Source organism: Corynebacterium belfantii (genome assembly GCF_041898185.1).
GTDB classification, from domain to species: Bacteria; Actinomycetota; Actinomycetes; order Mycobacteriales; family Mycobacteriaceae; genus Corynebacterium; species Corynebacterium belfantii.
On sequence record NZ_CP157823.1, the window covers coordinates 2,449,303 to 2,466,730 of the forward strand.

At 53.9% G+C, this 17,428-nt stretch carries 16 protein-coding genes, 1 tRNA gene and 1 pseudogene; 5 read left to right on the forward strand and 13 right to left on the reverse strand.

The annotated features are described in order from the left end of the window. Nucleotides 1-12: 12 nt before the first annotated feature. A complete protein-coding gene (locus ABMV07_RS12215) occupies nt 13-1,104 on the reverse strand; it encodes a 2,3-butanediol dehydrogenase (RefSeq protein ID WP_196977873.1) in 1,092 nt (363 codons plus the stop codon). Nucleotides 1,105-1,335: 231 nt separating this feature from the next. Between ABMV07_RS12215 and ABMV07_RS12220 the strand changes: the two genes are divergently transcribed. From ABMV07_RS12220 to lysX, 3 genes are read left to right on the forward strand one after another with little or no spacing between them, the layout of a single operon-like run. Continuing rightward, on the forward strand, nt 1,336-2,607 hold the full coding sequence (locus tag ABMV07_RS12220) for a pyridoxal phosphate-dependent aminotransferase (protein ID WP_374064650.1): 1,272 nt from the start codon (nt 1,336-1,338) through the stop codon (nt 2,605-2,607). A gap of 22 nt (nt 2,608-2,629) precedes the next feature. After that, entirely contained in the window at nt 2,630-3,919 is a 1,290-nt protein-coding gene (locus tag ABMV07_RS12225; RefSeq protein ID WP_088266582.1) for a YibE/F family protein, read from the forward strand. A 25-nt stretch (nt 3,920-3,944) separates the two neighbouring features. Further along, nucleotides 3,945-7,094 carry a bifunctional lysylphosphatidylglycerol synthetase/lysine--tRNA ligase LysX gene (gene lysX / locus ABMV07_RS12230; RefSeq protein ID WP_088266581.1) on the forward strand — a complete coding sequence of 1,050 codons (3,150 nt, stop codon included), beginning with the start codon at nt 3,945-3,947 and terminating at the stop codon, nt 7,092-7,094. Nucleotides 7,095-7,210: 116 nt separating this feature from the next. Here lysX and ABMV07_RS12235 read toward each other — a convergent pair whose 3' ends face one another. Genes ABMV07_RS12235 through dcd form a run of 4 tightly spaced genes read right to left on the reverse strand, consistent with a single transcriptional unit; the run spans nt 7,211 to nt 10,269 of the window. Continuing rightward, nucleotides 7,211-7,888 carry an alpha/beta fold hydrolase gene (locus tag ABMV07_RS12235; protein ID WP_196977870.1) on the reverse strand — a complete coding sequence of 226 codons (678 nt, stop codon included), beginning with the start codon at nt 7,886-7,888 and terminating at the stop codon, nt 7,211-7,213. Beyond that, on the reverse strand, nt 7,851-8,471 hold the full coding sequence (locus tag ABMV07_RS12240) for a DUF998 domain-containing protein (protein WP_088266579.1): 621 nt from the start codon (nt 8,469-8,471) through the stop codon (nt 7,851-7,853). The genes ABMV07_RS12235 and ABMV07_RS12240 overlap by 38 nt, the downstream gene beginning before the upstream one ends. A 24-nt stretch (nt 8,472-8,495) precedes the next feature. Beyond that, nucleotides 8,496-9,701 carry a UDP-glucose/GDP-mannose dehydrogenase family protein gene (locus tag ABMV07_RS12245; RefSeq protein ID WP_088266578.1) on the reverse strand — a complete coding sequence of 402 codons (1,206 nt, stop codon included), beginning with the start codon at nt 9,699-9,701 and terminating at the stop codon, nt 8,496-8,498. 4 nt (nt 9,702-9,705) lie between these two features. Then, complete coding sequence (gene dcd, locus ABMV07_RS12250) at nt 9,706-10,269, reverse strand: dCTP deaminase (protein WP_088266577.1); 564 nt, start codon at nt 10,267-10,269, stop codon at nt 9,706-9,708. A 59-nt stretch (nt 10,270-10,328) separates the two neighbouring features. Between dcd and ABMV07_RS12255 the strand changes: the two genes are divergently transcribed. Further along, nucleotides 10,329-10,402, forward strand: a tRNA-Gly gene (locus ABMV07_RS12255). Nucleotides 10,403-10,763: 361 nt separating this feature from the next. Here the strand turns inward: ABMV07_RS12255 and mpaP are convergent. The 8 genes and pseudogenes from mpaP to mpaD all read right to left on the reverse strand — a co-directional run. Continuing rightward, nucleotides 10,764-11,876: pseudogene (mpaP, locus tag ABMV07_RS12260) on the reverse strand (daptide biosynthesis intramembrane metalloprotease); the annotation flags it as partial. Nucleotides 11,877-11,883: 7 nt separating this feature from the next. Next, nucleotides 11,884-12,324 (reverse strand): hypothetical protein, encoded by a 441-nt coding sequence (locus ABMV07_RS12265; RefSeq protein ID WP_088266576.1) that lies wholly within the window; start codon nt 12,322-12,324, stop codon nt 11,884-11,886. A gap of 292 nt (nt 12,325-12,616) precedes the next feature. After that, a complete protein-coding gene (locus ABMV07_RS12270) occupies nt 12,617-13,342 on the reverse strand; it encodes an ABC transporter ATP-binding protein (protein ID WP_088266574.1) in 726 nt (241 codons plus the stop codon). Nucleotides 13,343-13,344: 2 nt separating this feature from the next. After that, nucleotides 13,345-13,527 (reverse strand): hypothetical protein, encoded by a 183-nt coding sequence (locus ABMV07_RS12275; RefSeq protein WP_018340749.1) that lies wholly within the window; start codon nt 13,525-13,527, stop codon nt 13,345-13,347. A gap of 92 nt (nt 13,528-13,619) precedes the next feature. Next, nucleotides 13,620-13,778: a daptide-type RiPP gene (locus ABMV07_RS12280; protein ID WP_162841385.1), complete on the reverse strand. Its 159-nt coding sequence runs from the start codon at nt 13,776-13,778 to the stop codon at nt 13,620-13,622. 32 nt (nt 13,779-13,810) lie between these two features. Next, nucleotides 13,811-13,978 (reverse strand): hypothetical protein, encoded by a 168-nt coding sequence (locus ABMV07_RS12285; RefSeq protein WP_162841386.1) that lies wholly within the window; start codon nt 13,976-13,978, stop codon nt 13,811-13,813. 11 nt (nt 13,979-13,989) lie between these two features. After that, the gene (locus ABMV07_RS12290; protein WP_374064651.1) at nt 13,990-15,159 is read right to left on the reverse strand and encodes an iron-containing alcohol dehydrogenase; all 1,170 of its coding nucleotides are present in this window, start codon (nt 15,157-15,159) and stop codon (nt 13,990-13,992) included. Continuing rightward, nucleotides 15,146-16,447: a daptide-type RiPP biosynthesis aminotransferase gene (gene mpaD, locus ABMV07_RS12295; protein WP_197692192.1), complete on the reverse strand. Its 1,302-nt coding sequence runs from the start codon at nt 16,445-16,447 to the stop codon at nt 15,146-15,148. Before mpaD ends, ABMV07_RS12290 begins: the two co-directional genes overlap by 14 nt. A 686-nt stretch (nt 16,448-17,133) precedes the next feature. On the opposite strand from mpaD, the gene ABMV07_RS12300 reads away from it, so the two are divergent. Beyond that, a complete protein-coding gene (locus ABMV07_RS12300; RefSeq protein ID WP_374064652.1) occupies nt 17,134-17,424 on the forward strand; it encodes a hypothetical protein in 291 nt (96 codons plus the stop codon). Nucleotides 17,425-17,428 lie beyond the last annotated feature (4 nt).

The window sequence follows — 17,428 nt, forward strand, 5'->3', positions numbered from 1 at the left end:
TTGTCGTAGCAGCTAGAGGCCTTCGCCCGATGGGGATACCAAAATCTTGACTGCGGTTTCATTGTGGTTAATCAAGGTGTCAAAACCTTTATCCACGATGTCGTGAAGCGCAATCTTTCCGGTAATAAACGGCTTGAGGTTAATCTTTCCGGATTCCACCAGCTTGATGGTGTTCGGATGCGCATGGGAGTAGGCGATCGTGCCGCGCAGGTCGATCTCCTTCATCACCAACTTGTGGATGTCAAAGTTGGAACGCTTAGACCAAATAGACACCACAACAATCACAGCACCTGGGCGCACAGCGTCCATGAGAGTGTCCAGCACCACTTGGACAGAGGTGCATTCGAAGGCGACGTCGGCACCTTGTCCGCCGGTAAGCTTGCCAATTTCTTCAACCACATCCACTTCTGCTGGGTTGAGAGCATAGTCGGCAGCACCGGAATCGAGTGCCTTCTTCCTACGCAACGGGGATAGTTCCGACATCACCACGGTGGCGCCGAATGCCTTGAGTACTGAGGCGGTAAGCAAGCCGATAGGTCCAGCACCACCGACGAGTGCGATCTTGCCCTTGGCTGCTTCTTCGGAGCCGAACCCAGAACGTTCCACTGCGTGATAGCCCACAGACAGTGGTTCGATGAGGGCTGCTTCGTCGAGAGGCAGCTCTGGGGATACTTTGTGAATCCAGCGCCTCTTGACCACGATGTTTTCGCTCAAGCCACCGCCGCCACCGGCAAGACCAATAAAGTTCATGTCGCGGGAAAGATGGTAGAAGGGGTTGGCTTCAGAGGTGTCTACATCATCGTGAATCAAGTAGGGTTCTACTACTACGTGGTCACCGACGGCTAGGTCGGTCACGTCCTCGGCGACTTCTGTGATTACGCCGGACATTTCATGCCCCAAGGTCACTGGGGAGTCCTCTCCGGAGACCGGGTGCGGGTGGTGGTGTTCTGGGACGAACAGTGGACCTTCGAGGAACTCGTGCAAATCGGTGCCGCAGATGCCACACCACGCTACTTTGATGCGGGCGGTACCTGGCAGCAGTGGCTGCTCGGAAATGTCTTCAATTCGGATGTCTTTTTGGTCGTAGTACCGTGCTGCTTTCATAGCAGTTCTCCTCCAATCGGGCTGTTGCATGCGAGTTTAAAACCGAAAGTACCACCAGAAATTGGGATTTTTGCCCCTGAGATAGTGTCATTTCCCACGCAAATTTTCACCCCTACAGGGGTGTGCGATGGCTGCGAGAAACAGTGTTCAGTGCTAAACACTCAAAATTAGTCGTGGCTGATGGTGGGGTAATTAATGCCGGTGGGGTAAAAAAGTGGCAACATTGGGGCGATGAACAACAAAAAAGAGACTCCACAAGCAGCCCCTGCCCCACGCAAGCGCACGCGACGGATATTTGATCAGTCAGACAAGTTGAAAAATGTGCTGTATGAAATCCGTGGGCCGGTGACGGCTGAAGCAGAGGCCATGGAGCTCGACGGGCACCGGATCCTCAAGCTCAACACGGGCAACCCTGCGATCTTTGGTTTCGAGGCCCCTGATGTGATCATGCGTGACATGATTGCGTCCTTGCCTACGTCGCAAGGCTATTCCACTTCGAAAGGCATCATTCCGGCACGTCGTGCGATCGTGACACGCTACGAGGTCATTCCAGGTTTTCCTGCTTTTGATGTAGATGATGTTTACATCGGCAATGGTGTATCCGAGCTGATTACCATGACCACCCAAGCACTGCTGAACAACGGCGACGAGGTGCTCATTCCGATGCCGGATTATCCACTGTGGACTGCGGCAACGTCTCTTGCGGGTGGCAAACCGGTGCACTATCTGTGCGATGAAGAAGACGATTGGAACCCGTCGATCGAAGACATCAAGTCCAAGATCACCGAGCGCACCAAAGCCATTGTGGTGATTAATCCCAATAACCCCACCGGTGCGGTGTATTCCAAGGAGGTCTTGCAAAAGATCGTTGATGTTGCCCGTGAGCATGATCTGCTGATTTTGGCCGATGAGATCTACGATCGCATTCTTTACGATGGCGCCGTGCACACCAACATCGCAGCTCTTGCACCTGATCTTTTGTGCATCACTTTCAATGGTTTGTCTAAGGCTTATCGTGTGGCGGGTTATCGTGCTGGCTGGATGATCGTCACCGGCCCGAAGAATAATGCTCGCGGTTTTATCGAGGGCCTCGACTTGCTGTCGGGCACCCGCCTCTGCGCTAATGTGCCAGGCCAGCACACAATCCAGGTGGCGTTGGGTAGCCGCCAGTCGATTTACGATCTCACGGGTCAAGGTGGCCGTTTGCTAGAGCAGCGCAATGTGACGTGGGAGAAGCTCAACGCTATTCCTGGCGTGAGCTGCGTGAAGCCGATGGGTGCGTTGTATGCCTTCCCGAAGCTCGACTTGGAGTACTACGACATCAAGGATGATGCTCAGCTGATGCTTGATTTGCTGCGCCAGGAGAAGATCTTGTTGGTGCAGGGTACGGGCTTTAACTGGGATAAGCCGGATCATTTCCGTGTGGTTACGTTGCCGTGGGCTTCGCAGTTGTCGGAGGCCATGGATCGGTTGGGTAACTTCCTAGCCAGCTACAAGCAGTAATTACAGGGGAAGGATTTTCTAAGTGGGTCGCCATAGTTCAGCTCCGCAATCGCGGTCGCCGCGTCCGTCGCGTGCATCAGGCGTATCGACGCCCCCTCGCCCCTCGGGTTCTACGAGCAGGGGCATTCCGGCGCTAGGTCCGTGGCGATGGGCGTTGACCGTTTTCATCGGCGTGTGGATTGTGGCTACCCTCGTGGGTCTTGTCCGGCTCTGGCCGGGCGATAAAGAACCACAGATCAGCCCCGAGTTTTATCAGACTTTTAGTTTGGGGCAAGCCCAGGTGGAGGGCCAGATTGTGGCGCAGTCGAAAGGCAGCTGCTCCGCAATGGAGTCCGGCACGGTATTTGATACTTCTCCTCGGGTAGCCCCTGGTGCGGACCAGCAGTGCGATTGGTTCATCGTTCGAATCGATGAGGGCGACGATGCTGGTAAGCGCACATTGATTGTGAATTCGGGCCAGCCTGGTGAGCCGGTATTGGAAAAGGATCAGCGTATCCGGTTGTTGCAGGCTCCTACCGCTGATGGTGCTGTGCATTATTCTTTTGGTGATTATCACCGCACGTCGTCGCTACTGATCTGGGGTGCGCTGATTGCGGCGTCGATAGTTGCGTTGGCTGCGATGCGTGGCTTGCGTTCGTTGGTGGGCTTGGCCTTTACCATGGCGGTTGTGGCGATGTTTACGCTGCCGGCGCTGCTGGTGGGGGCGTCGCCAACATGGGTGGCGATTGTCAGCGGCGCGCTCATTCTTATCCCCGTGTTGTTTGTGGTGCATGGCCTGAATTGGAAATCTGCGTCTGCGCTGGGCGGAACGTTGCTGGCGTTGCTGATTGCTGCGGGGTTGTCCTACTGGGCGATCGAACATAATCAACTGCGCGGCTTGGGCAATGAGGACAACCTGCAGATTATTTTGTACCTGCCTGGGGTGTCGGTAACTGGCCTCATGCTGTGTGGATTCATTATCGGCGCACTGGGTGTGCTCAACGATGTGACGATTGCGCAGGCGTCAACAGTCAATGAGCTAGCGGAGCAAAACCCGACGGCAACACGTTGGCAGTGGTTTACCTCGGCAATGAAGGTGGGCCGCGACCATATTGCGTCGATGGTGTACACGCTGGTGTTGTCCTACACCGGTGCCACGCTGCCGCTGTTGTTGCTGCTGTCGGTGGCGCATCGTCCGCTGGCGCAAACTCTCACTAGCGATGTGATGGCCACTGAGCTGCTGCGCTCCGGGCTGGGCGCGATGGCGCTTACTCTTGCAGTGCCACTGACCACAATTGTGGCTGCGTGGACTGTGCGCATCTCGCCAAAATAACGGGTGAGCTTATAACATCGTTCCCATGCATAAACGTTGGGAATCTCGCCTCTTATTATGGACGGCACAGGTATCCACCAGCTGGATGGTGGTGGGTCTTGTGCTCAAGTACATCAATTGGGATCTCGCCGATTCGATCGCAACCGCGTTCTCGGTGTTTAACCTGCCGAGTTATCCCTCGTTGTTTATTGCCATTTTGATGGTGCTGCTGACCTCCGGCTTATTGCGCGGTAACCGTGGCGCACTGGTGTTTTATCTTCTTGGCTTCCAGGTTCCTTCGCTACTAATTGGCATTGCGTACCTGCTCATCGTTGTTTTTGATGCCGAAGAAACACTGGATGCCTTTACGTTCCTCGTGCTGATTTCTACTGCGGCATCGGTGCTGTTTTTGGTGGCAGGTTGGCGTGCCCGTGACGAGTTTCCCGCCCGTGTCGAGGGCTCATGGGTAAAGGCACTGGTGGTGTTGGTGGGCGGCATTGCGGTGTCGTTTAGCATCGTCTTGTCGCTTTTGGTGGTCTACTATCACAAGCCGATTGATGTGTCGGCAGTGTGGGCAATGTATACCGCTCTTGGTGTGAGCCCGAACCAGCCGCCGTTTGCTGCGGGTATTCATGCCCCGCACTATCTCAAGGTGCTGGGTTCTGTGTTGTCCTCGGCTGCTATTTTTCTTGCGTTGGCTGTGATGCTGCGTTCGCGTAAGTTCTATCGCGCCAGCGCCGAGGATCACCTGTTGTTGCGTAAGTTGTTGTTGTCGCCGCCGTCCTCGGATTCGTTGGCGTATTTTGCTACGCGTGATGATCGCAACCTTGTCGTCTCGCCCAATGGTGCTGCTGCAATTTCTTATCGTGTGATTGATGGCGTCTGTTTGGCTGCGGGCGATCCGATTGGCGACCCAGCTTCGTGGCCGGCTGCAATGTCCGCATGGCGTACCGAGGCGAAGAAGAACGGCTGGATTCTCGGTGTCGCTTCGGCCTCGGAGAAGGGTGCGCGCGCCTACGCTGAGATGGGTCTGCGGGTCATTCCCCTAGGCGATGAGGCGATCATTGACGCTGAGCATTTCCGGTTGAAGAATCTGCCTGCAGTGCGCAAAGAGCTCGCTGGTCCGCGCAAGGCTGGCTATACCGTCAAGGTGGTGCGCCAGGAGCAGCTCACTGCAGAAGAGGCCGCCCAGTATGCGGAGGTAGCGCAGCAGTGGCTGCGTGGCGACGAGCGTGGTTTTACCATGGCGTCGGGCCGCGTGGGTGATCCTCGCGATCGTCGCACGGTGCTGGTCGCGGCTCATGATTCCACTGGCGAGCCGATGGGTGTGCTCACGTTGGTGCCGTGGGGCCGTAATGGGCTTTCCTTGGATGTGATGCGTCGTAACCCGAAGGCGCTCGGCGGTGTGACTGAGCTGATGGTGGCAGCACTGGCCGCCGAGGCCCCCAACCTTGGTGTTAGTCGTTTCTCCTTGAACTTTGTGACCTTCCGCGAGTCCCTCGACCGCGGCATGGCAGTCGGTGCGTCCCCATGGGAGCGGCTGCTATTTAAGCTGTTGGTCACCTCGTCGCGATGGTGGCAGATCCAGTCGTTGTACCAGTCGAACGTGAAGTATGAGCCCTCGTGGCAGGCGCGTTATCTGTGCATCGAGCATGGTTTTCACACCCCACGCGTGCTGATTGCCTTTGCCTCGGCTGAGGGTTTCTTGCCTGGTTTCAACCCCTCGTTGGAACCGCTGGGCGATCCGGCTGCTATCGCCGCGGTGGAGGCCGAAGCATTAACACCGAAGGTGCTGCCGCCTCATCGTTCGGCGCAGCAAAAAGCGCGGTTGTGCAAGCTCGATGCGTTGGAGCACAGTGGAATGCGTGCGTATCCGCCGGCGGTACCGCGCGGCGAGGATTCGCTGACGGGCCGTATTTGGTTTATTCGCAACCACGGCCAGGTGTTATTCGCCGATGTGGTGGAGGGGGAGCGTCGTACGCAGTTGCTTATCGACGCCACCGCCCCCGATGCACTAGCCTCCTTTAAACGCCTAGTGAGCCGTGGCGACATTATTTCTGCGACCGGTGTGATGGGGCATTCGCGTAATGGCACACCGTCGCTGCTTGTGCAGTCGTGGACGATGGCGGCAAAGTCTCTGGTTCCGATGCCTCGCCAGGCATCGCGTAACCCGCATACCCGCGCGAAGTTCCGCCACATTGATTTCACGATGAATTCGCAGGCACGCTCGATTTTCTCGGCGCGTTCTCGTGCCATCACCGCGGTGCGCTCGGTGCTGGTGTCGCAAGGCTACCTTGAGGCAGAAACTCCTATTTTGCAGACGATCCACGGTGGCGCCAATGCCCGCCCCTTTAGGACTCACATCCGTGCTTATGATCAGTCCCTGACCTTGCGTATCGCCCCTGAGCTGTATCTCAAGCGCTTGGTCGTGGGTGGTTTTGAGCGAGTCTTTGAGATGGGCAGAAACTTCCGTAACGAGGGCGTGGATGCTACCCACAACCCAGAGTTCACCTCCTTGGAGGCCTACCAGGCGTACGGCAACTGGGACACCATGCGGGAGCTAACAGAGAACATCATCCGTTCGGCAGCGATTGCAGTCCACGGTTCCCCGCAGGTAACCACTGCTTCTGGCGAGGTTCTGGACCTTTCGGGCTCGTGGCCCGTGGTTCCTGTGTATGAGGCGGTATCGCGTGCGGTGGGTGAGTCAATTTCGCCTTCCGGATCACTCGCAGACTACGCGCACATCGCTCAGCGTTACGACATCGAGGCGGCCACCGTCGGCGACCTAGTCAACGAGCTTTACGACGAACTAGTCGAACCCACCACAGTGTTCCCCACCTTCTACGCGGGCTTCCCCGTAGAAACATCCCCTTTGACCATGGCCGACCCCGACGAACCACGCATTGCGCAGCGCTGGGACCTAGTGGCCTGTGGCATGGAGCTCGGAACCGCCTACACCGAGCTTGCCGACCCCATCGAGCAACGCGCGCGCCTCACCGACCAGTCGCTTCGTGCCGCTGGCGGTGACGCCGAAGCCATGGAACTCGACGAGAACTTCCTGCAGGCACTGGAATTTGGCATGCCTCCAACCGGTGGCCTCGGAATTGGTATCGACCGCCTCGTCATGTTCCTCACCGGTCAAAACATCCGCGAGGTGCTGGCTTTCCCCTTTGTTAAACCAGACAGCACCAACTAGTCGGTGCACTGCGGTGCGGTGCATTGTAGTGAGCAATTTTTGTTCAATTACTTTCGCATATGTCACATTTCCGCAGGTCGGAGATATAAGAAATTGCCTAAGTGTACAAAAATTGCTCACTTTTTAGTAAGAAACGGCCGCACCAGCTCAGGCGACTGCTGCGGAAACATATGCCCCTCATTCCATAAGTAGTAGGTGGTCGCCCCCAGTCGCTGGCCGAGCTGGCGCTGACGGCGCAAAAAAGTGCAGTTCAATCCCTTGCCTGCCCCCACAAGATGGATCGTCGGCGGGAATGCGATCGGTCCTCGTTGCGCTAAATACGCAGCTACATCGCGTTGATGTTGTTCGACCGCGAAGAATTCGTCGGCAAGAAAACGGATGGTGCGCGCCCCACCAAAACGGTGCCGCAAGTGATCTGGCTGCGGGACTTTGCGTATCGTGCGCTGTGCCCACTGTATCCACGGAGCGACTGCGCCGACTGGGTAGCTGGCCGCATGGGCAAGGGCATTGGGAAGCGGAAATGATGAGATGTCGTGTGGTTCGGAGGGGTCAGCTAGCACCATGGAATCTACTTGTTCGGGGTAGCGCGCCGCCCATTCGATGGCAAGGAGCCCACCGTAGGAGTGCCCGAAGAGGTTGACGCTGGTGCCGTCGGCAACACCGAGGTATTCGCGGAGTTGGTCCACGCCATTGCTTAGTGGGCAGTCCCAGGCGTCGACGATGCGGTCGGCGGGGGTGGCGATGCGCGCGTAGTCGCTAGGCGGGCATGCCCAGCCGGGCAGAATGATCCACATACTTGGGCAGAATAGTCGACGCTGAAAAAATTACAACGCACGCGAACAGCACCTGGGCGCGCTGCGGAAACCCTGCGGGAATATGCACAGCGGTGCACGCCAGCAGAACGACGGTAGACAGCAAAAACCCTGCGCAGCCAGCTTTGACAAGCCATGATCGGCGGCGCAGCATGACCGCGGCGAGTAGTACTTGGGCGGTGACGACCACAGTGGATGTCACGATATGGAAGGACCCAAAGTGGTCAATTGGGCAGGTGGGCAGCGATTCGGCGCAGGGTATGGGGAAGAAAACGTCGCCAATCGTGGCAACCCCCATCACCGCCAACGCAACCGCAATAATGCGTGACGACGCCTCCCACCGCGGCCACAAGCGCCACAGGCACAGCAACGCCACCAGCACCAACACAGCCGTGATCAGGTCCGTTGCCGCAAACAGCGTCCGATGTGGACTATCCGCGGCAGCATATTCGGACAAATAAGCCCGGTGCGGATCAAGGGGAAAGCCCAACGCGATCTCCCACACAAACGACGCATATGTTAACGACGCAACCACCAGCAGGAATTGTCCGAACTTCACCATCATGGGTGCTACCTTAAACCGCCCACGTTAGAGATTCCTGTACGTCCACCCCGCGGCCACCCACGCTGAGCGCTCCAGCACACCTCGCGCGTCCACCACCACGCCGCCACATCCATGCGCAAGGCGGGGTTCAGGGATCACGCGGCTAAACTCCGGCCACGCCGTTGCCACCACAATTGCCTCAGGTTCTTGCAGTTCAGGCGGCCAACACCCCACGAGGGGATCCACCACGCGCACGCGAAAACTTTCGGCTTTCAGCGCATCGGCCACAGCTAGTCCTGGGGAGTCGCGCACATCATCGGAACCTTCTTTAAACGTGGCACCCCATACATCGATACGCGCGCCTGGGGTGCACAGGTCAGCCACGAGTTCACAGGTGCGCTCGCGCTGCCGCAGATTGGTGGCGTCGATAATGCTCAACAGCTCAGCAAAATGCGATGCCTGATAATCGCGGGCGCTGGCCGCAAGCCCTCGCACATCCTTGGGCAAACAACCACCGCCGTAACCCAAACCTGCAGACAAATACTTCGAACCGATACGGGGATCAAGCCCCATGGCCTGAGTAATGGTGCCAATATCCGCACCGGTGGCACTAGCCAGTTCCGACAGCCCATTAATAAAACTGAGTTTGGTAGCCAAAAACGCATTGGCCGCCGACTTTGCCAACTCCGCCGTGGACAGATCGGTGGTGATCACAGGGGCGTTAATACCCGCATACGCACGCAAAAGTAGCTGCGGATCCGCGCCACCGATCACGATACGATCAGGGTGTAGCGTATCCGCCACCGCGTGACCTTCGCGCAAAAACTCAGGATTCCACAGCAAGTGAATCTGTGAGAATTGCTGCAACAAGCGTATCGACGTCCCCACCGGCACCGTCGACTTGCCCACCACCACAGGGTGCGGCGCCAACGTAGCAATAGTCCCCACCGCCGCAACCACGGCACTCACGTCCAGACATGCCTGCCCAGAAGGGTCCTCGATGCTCGGTGTTCCCACGCACACAAAATAGAGGTCGCAATCGCGCGCACGCTGCGGATCATCCGTCCATTCCACCGAATGCGCCGCTAGGAGATCCGCCAACCCAGGCTCAGAAATAGGCAACCGGCCTGCCGATAACTCCGCCACCCGCGCAGCATCAGTATCAACAGCCACTACATCATGGCCAAGATGCGCCATACACGCAGCATGCGTAATGCCAAGGTAACCCGCACCGAAAACAGAAATCCGCATGGGACTACCGGAAGTTCAGATACGCCTTCGACGGAGTAGGCCCGCGTTGCCCCTGGTACTTCGAGCCCAACGTGTTAGAACCATAAGGAGCCTGCGCCGGCGACGTCATCTTAAACAACGCCAGCTGACCCACCTTCATACCCGGCCACAGCGTAATCGGCAGGTTAGCAACATTAGAAAGCTCCAACGTGATGTAGCCGGAAAAACCTGGATCAATAAAGCCCGCAGTGGAGTGCGTGAGCAAACCCAACCGACCCAACGATGACTTACCCTCCAAACGACCAGCAATATGCGCAGGAAGAGTGAACTTCTCCAACGTAGAGCCCAGCACAAACTCACCTGGGTGAAGAACAAACGGCTCCCCTTCTGGAACCTCAACCAAACTCGTTAGCTCATCCTGCTGCTGCTTCGGATCGATATGCGTGTATTTAGAGTTATTAAATACACGGAAGAGTCGATCCATACGAACGTCAATCGACGACGGCTGAATCAGGTCGGCGTCGAAAGGCTCAATGCCCAACTCGCCAGTATCAATAGCGGCACGAATGTCTTTGTCGGAATACAACACGCCGTTTAGTGTACGCGATGGGAAGTGCTATCATAATGACGCTACTGAAAAATAGCGCTGCCGATGTAGTTCAATGGTAGAACATCAGCTTCCCAAGCTGAATACGCGGGTTCGATTCCCGTCATCGGCTCCACTTTAATTGGCATAATGGCATTTAACGGTGCAGAGAGCCTTTCTCCACAGCTGATGATCTGTGCGGTCCCTTGATCAAACGATGTCACAAGCCCGCGAGAGTGTAGGATAACCGCACTTCCGGGATGAACTTCCTCAATCGGAGTTATTGAAACTAGGTATAATTCGTCTCCGCTCACAACATAGCCGGCTTGGATGTTTTGCGGGACAGGCACGAGGAACCCCGCCACAACTGAAGACACCAATGCAACTACACAACTGGCTAATGTACGAATCGACGAAATACCGTCATTCCTAGAATTCTTATAAAGCCTAAAGATGGCTCGCCCGATGAAAACGACGAATCCTGCCACGACAAATAGGGTGCCCCATTTTGCAATAACACCAAGACCCTTAATGGCCTCCGAAAGAGACACTATGAGAGTAGCTACAATAACTATCGGCATCATCATGGAGAGCAATCCGAACAGTATAACCTTTGGTTCGAAGCCGGTTTGAGGTCTTCTAATACCAAAGAATACTCGAGAGAGCCAGGTACGTGCGAGCTTCATAGAGTTCTCTCGCAAGAATGGGCGGTCTAGATAAGTCATCAGAGCTAGATAGCCGTCAAGCTTGATAAACGGAAGCGCATTAACTATGCACGAAACGTAGTTCAGCGTTGCAAATAAGAGGAGACCCTTAGACACTTCATAGCTAATGGGAAAGAGCGCTATGATGCACGATATACCAGCAACACCGAGCTGAAAGATAATCCCTGCCAATGCGACAGCGACGCGTCGATTATTATTCCTAAGCCGCCAACCATCACTGATGTCGCAATAAAAAGCTGGAGTAAAGTAGAAAAGCATGACTCCGACGCTGTTGGGGTATCCTCCGAATCCAGTAAGAACTAGTCCATGCGCAAACTCATGTAAGAACATAATGGACAAGGATGCGAGTCCAACAATAAGGTAAGTTCGAAAATCAACAGGAGTCGCGACTGCATCAATTAATGTTTGGAAGTTTCCGAGCAATGCGAGAACACCAACCGCGCAAATGGTTGCCCAGATAATTTGACTTGGCTTGGATACCACCGATCTCGCAAAGGGCCTCAACTTCTCAAACAACTGGGGAGTTTCTAGAAGAGTAAACTGAATTCGGTGGAGCCCCTCGAATCGAAAGCGCCGGCTATTCCTTTTTGATTCCCCTGTGTACAACAGATTCATTCCGTGAAGCTTCTCGAGTGCAGCTTCGATATTTGCTGGAGTCCACACCCCGCCTAGAGTTCTAGAAAGCTCTACAACGCTGCGCTCTCCAGTGAGCGACTGAATGAGTCGCGCAAGTTCAGGTTGGATCCGGATATAACGCCGACTACCAGCTTGAAGGATCCACGATTCGTCATCTTGATGGGGCTCGTGAAGAACAACCGCGTCTGAAATCCTAGGAGGATTTTCTGTGGGCCAGCTGTCGTTAAATCCCGTGTTCTTCATAAGCATGCAGTCCTTACGCAATGTCTTTCCGACGGAACAGCACAGTCGAGACCAGCCCAAGTGCTACCAGCCAAACAATGAGAACAAGATATGATGCGCCGACACTGAGTAATTCATCGTGAGGGTCCAGCACTACCCCCGTTGTGGCAAGAGTGAACAGATACCCAGATATTTCTGGTGCAAATCGTTGAATTGCGGGTTCGATCATCCACGTAACGAGTGCAATGACGGAGATAGCGGTAACGGAATTACGGGTTATGAAACCTATGTACAGCCCCCACAAAGAAGAAAGTAGTGTCGACACAAAAACACCGATCGCGATAGTAACGACGTCACTCGTCCACACAAACTCAAATCCTTTTGATTCGACAAGGAGCATTGATACTGGGATTGCGACAATCACCGCTACGGCGCCCAAGATTGCGCCGACAATTGTTGCAGTAAGTGTCTTCATTCCCACAACACTTGTTCTAGTGGGAGAGATTATAGCCGTCCGAGCAATAGTCCCAGTTCCATATTCGCGGGTGATAATCAAAGCGCCCATCCAGGCAGCACAGATAGTCATCGCGAAGAATGAGCGAAGGATCGTGGCACTCCCTTCCTCCGATGAAACTTGAGGTAAGGCAGGATCCACCAACGATTCTGCGAATCCAAAGGCAAAAAGTACGGTTAGACCGAGACCAATTGCTATAAGGACCCAGAACGGCTTCCCAGTAAATGCTTTCAGGAGGTCTGAGCGAAATCGGTTACCTAACATCATTCAGTCCCTCGGTTCCCATCAGTTCAAAGAACTTATCCTCTAATCTAAAATGTCCGTTCTCTGTAAAATTACTCAGGGAACCAGTGAACTTCACAGTTCGTTTTAAGATGACTACGTCATCAACAGTTTGCTCAACTTCGTTGAGCAAATGACTAGAAAGCAGAACTGTTTTCCCCGCTGCAACAAAATTGCGCAGAAGCGTTCTCAGCCAACGAATTCCAGTTGGATCAAGACCATTTGTTGGTTCGTCAAGAAGCAAAATATCAGGATCGGGCAACAGGGCCGTCGCGAGGGCGAGCCTTTGTTTCATACCTTGGGAGAGCTTCTGGACGCTACGGTTTTCGGCATCGGTAAGGCTCACTTGTTCCAACACAGTATCGACTCTCTCGCGACTGACATTATGTGCATGAGCCCATATCATAAGTTCACGTCTGACAGTCGCACCAGGAGTGAACCCTATGCCGTCGATTGAAGTTCCTACAATATTTCTCTCGCGACGGGTGCTGAACGGTTTACCGAAAATAAGTGCGTCGCCTGCGTCCGATTCAAGAAGGCCAAGGAGTCCACGTATACATGTCGTTTTACCAGCCCCATTTTCTCCTAAGAGCCCTACGACCCGACCTGGTTCGACAGAGAACGATACATCCTCAACAGCTGTTACTGATCCAAAAGACTTTGAAAATCCTCGAAACTCGATTGCCGCCTCTGCCATAACTATCGATCCCGGCGATTTTGAAAGCCAATAAAAGCCAAGGCAGCTAGAGTGGCTATGAGTGCGACGTAGAGGGAGCCCGACTTAAACCTCTCATCGACAAATGTAACGATGACAAAGATTGCGGCGAGCAGGGCAATGAGGACCCACGTCACCTTGGCACTACCATTGTTCTTCTTATTCACGTGTATCACGTCCTCTGGGTGGCTATGTGAACCTGAATGCTCAGGTTCACATAGCCAATTAGCATTACTAGTCAGTAATGGATCGTTTGGGATTAGGTTGCTGCGGAGGCAGCTGTCGCAGCCGAGAAGACCAGTGTCGCGAGGGTAATTTCGACGCCCTTTTGGAAACCAGTCCACCAACCGGGTGCGTCCATGGCCTCAAGTTCCTGCATTTCCAATTCTGGTAGTGCTCGGATTTCAAAAGGTTCCATGGTATGTACTCCTTTCGGTAATTTGGAAGAATTTAGGTCGCAATGATCGATGCCGCAACGAGTGACTTAAACACGGTGTATGCCGTGCCAGACACTGCAGAGATTCCCGATGCAACACTTGCTGCAGTTGCCCAGAACGGAGCGTCCATAGGCTCAAGCTCCTGCATATCGAGTTCAAGAAGTTCTAGCTGGTTTTTCATTTCCCCTCCTTTCAATTATTACCTTGACTAGCTACCGATACAGCATGGGACGATACCAATGCAGCTTCAAGAAGGTTCTCAAGCTCATTGCCCTCGAATCCACGAAACATCGGTAGCCCTTCACCCCATGCTCGCATTATTCTCTGCACAAGCATGGGAATGCATAAAGATTGATGATCTGAGTGCTGAACGTTGTCAGCAAGTAGGGAAGCAACACCTGCCACTGGGTCTTCAGGTACATCCCGCCCGGCGTTCTCTGCAAACGAGCTCCAAATGGATCTCAGGCGTACCGCACTTCCCCAACGATCATCGCCTTCTAGGATCCGAAGAAGTATTTGGGGAAGGATCAACGACAGAACAGGGATTTTACGTTCCCCTGTCAGTGCGCAAATCTCGTTGACGATTGGCCACCACTTAACTCCAAAAGGTGGGCGTTTGTACGTCACACCTGATTGATGAGAACGTGCGCCAATTCTGAGTAAGTTCTCTTGCCAACGAGAGTCTTTGAGTCGGTCACCGTCCATTAGTGCTGGAGCCATGCAGTGCACGTATCCCCGAACCACTGCATCTTCAGGCTGATGCGTATCGTCTTGCGGTGCGATAAATGCTCCAAGGAGACGAGCAAAGATTTCCAGAACACCTTCATGGAGGATATCCAAAGGGAGCGATTGCAAGAAATCCGTATTATGCCACGCGACCGTAGGTGCTAGCCCTGCCCCCAAGACAAGCTTTCGATCTCCCGGCTTCTTCGCCACCGCAACTTGGCTTACTTCGCTTCCAGTCCCGAGAGTCGTCGGGATTGCCGCTAGAAGGTGGGCACGGTGTTGTAGCTCAGGAAGAAGGAGAAACCCACACCGCGCATTTAGATTAGGCAACTCCGTAAGTCCAAGGGAGTTCAAATAGACACGGAGCTTCACGTCATCGAGGCAGGAGCCTCCTCCAACAACGATTACAAAAGAACCAGTTCGGAGATGACCGTCGAGTCTTCCACTGCGATACGTGATCACACGAGTGTCACCAACAGAATGTCCCAAAGAATTAATGAATCTTTCCGTCACTGAGCCTTCCAAGATGGATGAATCAAGGACGATATCTAAAAAGTCACTGTTATAGCCATGGATCCACCTACGGAGATCGGACATCCCAGCGACAAGCACAGTTTGAGTGTTAATGGGAAGCATTAGACACCCCCTTTAGCTTTGATTCATCTTGAAATGTCTGCGAAAACGCTTCGAGCCCTGCGTCGATTTGTTCCGTCATAAACTCGAGATCTGTTGTCGTGTAGGTATAAGCCGGAAATACTTGAATACCGGAAACTCCTGGATATACTATGACTCCCTCGGTCTTGATTAACCTGACTAGACGTTGAACCTGTTCGCCATTCAGCGGATGACCATTCGGAGTTACACAGCTAATTGACCGCATTGCGCCTACGCCACCTATTTCGGTGATCAGCTCATTGCTTTCCCGGAGAGTTTCGAGTGCACTTGTCAGTTTAATTTCTAATTGTTTAACACGTGTATCCGTTTCAAACGCAGAGAGTTCCCGCAATGTCGCTAGGATTGCTGCACTTACAATTGGTGAACCGGCCTGAGTTTCCCCATGGGCGATTGTCACCGTATCGAGCACTTCCGAAGTATTCTTGCTCAACAAAATCGCAGAAGCTGCAAGTGTCCCGTTTGTCAGCGCCTTCGAAAGTAAAAGCACATCGGGCTTCTCCTCCCACTGATTACTCGCAAAATCTACTCCTGTGCGCCAAAAACCAGTGGCGACCTCATCGGCAATAATTAAGAAGCCGTAGCGGGAACGTAAGGCGAAGACTGCACGCAAGAAATCTGGTTCAATAACCTGGCATCCGTTTCCAAGGACCGGCTCAAGAATGATGCCACCGATACGTTCTCCTTCGATGTCGAATAACTGTCGCAGCTGATTCACGTCGTTTACGCGAACATGCCGAATATTCCTTTGATCTACTCCATACATGGCTTGACCGAGATCTTGACCTGTCAATGCGAAAGCACCGAAAGACAATCCATGATAACTATCGTGAAGGGAAACGATATTCGCCTTGTTCGTGTTGCCATTTACAAGTTGATATATACGAATGATCTTCATCGCGAGATCGTTCGCAGAAGCACCACTTGTGGAGAAGTACACCCTCGTATACGCATTATCCAGTCCACTGAACGTAACCAGTGCGTCAGCGGCTTGTCGAGCATACGTATGTTCGGCACGAAACGTGCTGAGGTATGAAGCATCAATAGCCGCCCGATGTATCGCATCTGCGATGTTGCGGTTACCGTATCCCAGTGGTACATTCCATAACCCACTTGTTGCGCAAAGCTTGACACTTCCATCCTCATATGTCACGTGATGACCTTGAGCACTCATGGCGATGTGTTCTGGGCGATTACGATCTACGGGAGCCAGAAGGTTTGCCAAGAGCGCGCTACTTGGATTTGCCGTCATTTCCTACTCCCCTCTCACTAATGAGCTACTTGGTAGGATGTGAACACCTAACTTTCGTTCCAATTTTTCTACGTGGCTGCGGATGGTTGGGTCCAGATCATTCAGGGAATCTCCGTTTAGCATCCGCACTGTTTCTAATACACGGGCAGTCTCACGTGAGATTTTGATAATCGAGCCAAGTGATCCTGTACCTATGTACGCGTTTTCAGCACTCCACAAGATGCCGTAGTCAGTGCGTCCCCACTGCATCGAGGATTCCAGGTCGTGAACGCCACCAAATCCTGAAGCTCTCACGGGTTCAATTCCTCTAGCCAGGAGTGAACGCCACATGCCTGCCACATTCAGGAAGTTTTTCAACCAAGGTCTACTCTCGATAGCTTCTTGGCAACCCTTGTTAGCCGATACGATTTCGAGAGCTGCTGGGCAACCTGATATTGGGCTATGCAATTCGGCATATGACTTCTTAATATGGCTAAATTGTTGACGTACACTCCCGAGCGGAGTGCCATCAGCACTCACCCGCACAGTCCCGTCAGAAGCAATCCATAGACGCTCATTGGGTGTTCCCTGACCCCGCCAAAGCCCGAAGGCTGTTTCGTTCGCAATGATCGTAGATGGGTCTACTAGTATTGGTTTGAAGTAACCGTTATGGAAAGCTTCGTCAGCAGACCCTCCTGTTTGACGGGGTGGATGGCACCACTCGCAAGTGGGGTCCGATCGAAACCTATGGCGGCAAGCTCACCGAGAACCTTGTCCAAGCCACCGCCCGGGACCTCCTGACCAACGCCATGCACCACGTCGATGCGGCCGGGCATCGGATCGTGATGCACATTCACGACGAGATCGTCATTGACGAGCCCACAGACGGTGCCAGCGTTGACGACATCGTGGCGCTCATGACAATGCTCCCCATCTGGGCGGATGGTCTACCGCTGGATGCAGACGGCTACGACTGCTCCTTCTACATGAAGGTGTAGAGGA

Bases quoted from the DNA above. Each gene is read 5' to 3' on its own strand.
- ABMV07_RS12215 (WP_196977873.1), bottom strand. From the start codon at position 1,104: ATGAAAGCAGCACGGTACTACGACCAAAAAGACATCCGAATTGAAGAC.
- ABMV07_RS12220 (WP_374064650.1), top strand. From the start codon at position 1,336: ATGAACAACAAAAAAGAGACTCCACAAGCAGCCCCTGCCCCACGCAAG.
- lysX (WP_088266581.1), top strand. From the start codon at position 3,945: ATGCATAAACGTTGGGAATCTCGCCTCTTATTATGGACGGCACAGGTA.
- ABMV07_RS12235 (WP_196977870.1), bottom strand. From the start codon at position 7,888: ATGTGGATCATTCTGCCCGGCTGGGCATGCCCGCCTAGCGACTACGCG.
- ABMV07_RS12240 (WP_088266579.1), bottom strand. From the start codon at position 8,471: ATGATGGTGAAGTTCGGACAATTCCTGCTGGTGGTTGCGTCGTTAACA.
- ABMV07_RS12245 (WP_088266578.1), bottom strand. From the start codon at position 9,701: ATGCGGATTTCTGTTTTCGGTGCGGGTTACCTTGGCATTACGCATGCT.
- ABMV07_RS12265 (WP_088266576.1), bottom strand. From the start codon at position 12,324: ATGAAGACACTTACTGCAACAATTGTCGGCGCAATCTTGGGCGCCGTA.
- ABMV07_RS12270 (WP_088266574.1), bottom strand. From the start codon at position 13,342: ATGGCAGAGGCGGCAATCGAGTTTCGAGGATTTTCAAAGTCTTTTGGA.
- ABMV07_RS12280 (WP_162841385.1), bottom strand. From the start codon at position 13,778: ATGGAACCTTTTGAAATCCGAGCACTACCAGAATTGGAAATGCAGGAA.
- ABMV07_RS12285 (WP_162841386.1), bottom strand. From the start codon at position 13,978: ATGAAAAACCAGCTAGAACTTCTTGAACTCGATATGCAGGAGCTTGAG.
- ABMV07_RS12290 (WP_374064651.1), bottom strand. From the start codon at position 15,159: ATGCTTCCCATTAACACTCAAACTGTGCTTGTCGCTGGGATGTCCGAT.
- mpaD (WP_197692192.1), bottom strand. From the start codon at position 16,447: ATGACGGCAAATCCAAGTAGCGCGCTCTTGGCAAACCTTCTGGCTCCC.